At 63.9% G+C, this 1,898-nt stretch carries 2 protein-coding genes; both read right to left on the bottom strand.

Annotated elements, in window-relative coordinates; translation table 11 throughout:
* The coding region (locus tag ADADOO_RS14945; RefSeq protein ID WP_511278301.1) for a 2Fe-2S iron-sulfur cluster-binding protein at positions 1-622 on the bottom strand (622 nt) is incomplete at its 3' end.
* A partial coding sequence (locus ADADOO_RS14940; RefSeq protein WP_511278300.1) for a complex I 51 kDa subunit family protein occupies positions 619-1,898 on the bottom strand: 1,280 nt, incomplete at its 5' end. The genes ADADOO_RS14945 and ADADOO_RS14940, both read right to left, overlap by 4 nt.

Below are 1,898 nucleotides of genomic sequence, written 5' to 3'. Positions count from 1 at the left end.
GTTTCTTGAGGATGACGCCGACCGGGCAGACCTGCGCCGCCTTGTCGGCCAGCGTAAAGTCGGTATCGGCCAGTTGGCCGGACTTGGCATTGACGATCAGGTGCGTCTTGATGCCGCGCCCGGACAGCCCGAAAACATTCTTGCCATCGACATCGCGGCTGGCCCGCACGCACAGCGAACAGAGGATGCAGCGGTTGAAATCGAGTAAAACTTCGGGATGCGAGGCGTCGACCGCGCGATTCGGGAAGAAATGGTCGTAATGGGCCGACATCATGCCGAGGTGGTAGGCCGTCGCCTGCAACTGGCAGTTGCCGCTCTTTTCGCACGACGGGCAGAAGTGGTTGCCCTCGACGAACAGCATCTGGGTCAGCGCCCGCCGTTCAGCGTTGATTTCCTCGGTGTCGCTCTCGACGACCATGCCGGGCGCCGCGCGCATCGTGCACGAAGCCGAGTGGCGGCCATTGACCTTGACCGTACACAGCTTGCACGAGCCGTGCGGCTTGAATTCCGGGTGGTAACAGAGGTGCGGGATGAAAATGCCGGCCGCGCTGGCCGCCTGGATGATGGTCTGCCCGTCGACAAAGGGGACGACCTTGCCGTCGAGCGTAAAGGTGTAGCTCATGATTGACCTCCATGTTCCGTCACCAGATGCGCCGCAGCATCGTCGCGCCCGGTCATCTGCCGGGCCGCCGACAGTTCGCGGTCGAGATCAAAGGCCGGCGTGAAGTCCTGCTGCATCATCCGCTTGTCGTAGGCCGGGCGGAACTTGGCGATGGTGTCGAGCACCGGATTGCAGGCGGTATGGCCGAGGCCGCAATGGCTCATGGCTTGGAGCAACTGGTTGAGCTTCTCGATTTCGGCGAAGTCGTAGGGCGAACCGCTACCGTAGTGCAGCTTGTCCATGAGGTTCTTGAGCAGCGAGGTGCCGACCCGGCACGGCGTGCAGAAACCACAGCTTTCGTGCTGGAAGAAATGGACGTAGTTGCGCGCCACTTCGAACATGTCGCGGGTGTTGTTGAAGACGGTGAAGGCACCGGCCGTCGGGATGTCCTCGAAGCCGATGATGCGGTCGAATTCGTTCTCCGCGATGCAGATGCCGGACGGCCCGCTGACCTGCACGGCCTGGGTGTCGGTCGCGCCGCAGTCGGCCAGCACCTGGCGGACGCTGACGCCGAACGGGTATTCGTAGATCCCCGGCCGGGCGCAATCGCCGGACACCGACAAAATCTTGGTCCCGGCCGACTGTTTGGTCCCGATGCCGGCATACCACTCGCCGCCCTTCAACGCGATCAAGGCCGCGGCGGCAAAGGTTTCGACGTTATTGACGATGGTCGGCTGGTCGAGATAGCCGTTGGTCACCGGGAAAGGCGGCCGGTTGCGCGGCGTGCCGCGCTTGCCTTCGAGCGACTCGATGAGCGCCGATTCCTCGCCGCAGACGTAGGCGCCGGCCCCGACGTGAATCTCGATGTCGAAATCCGCCCCGGGCAAGCCACAGATATCCTTGCCCAGCAGGTTTTCCCGGCGCCGGTTAGCCAGCACGGCGTTGAGGTGGTCGAGCAGATAGCGGTATTCGCCGCGCAGATAGACAAAGCCGCGCGTGGCGCCAATGGCGTAGGCGGCGACCGTCATGCCCTCGAAAACGAGGTCGGGGCATGTCGAGAGCAGGACGCGATCCTTGAAAGTACCCGGCTCGCCTTCGTCGGCATTGCAGACGACAATGCGCTGATGGCCGGCCTTGAGTTGCGCATTGCGGCAGGCTTCCCACTTGAGGCCGGTGGTAAAACCGGCGCCGCCGCGGCCGCGCAGGCCGGAGCGCTTGATTTCGTCGAGCGTGGCGCCCGGTCCGCCGATGCCGCTCGGCAGGCCTTCGCGCCAGGAACGCATGTTCGAGGCGTTGA

Origin of the sequence: Azonexus sp. (assembly GCF_036170495.1) — a bacterium.
In the GTDB taxonomy this organism is placed as follows: Bacteria; Pseudomonadota; Gammaproteobacteria; order Burkholderiales; family Rhodocyclaceae; genus Azonexus.
The sequence above is the reverse complement of the archived record's forward strand: the minus strand, read 5'-3'. Positions and strand labels throughout refer to the sequence as shown.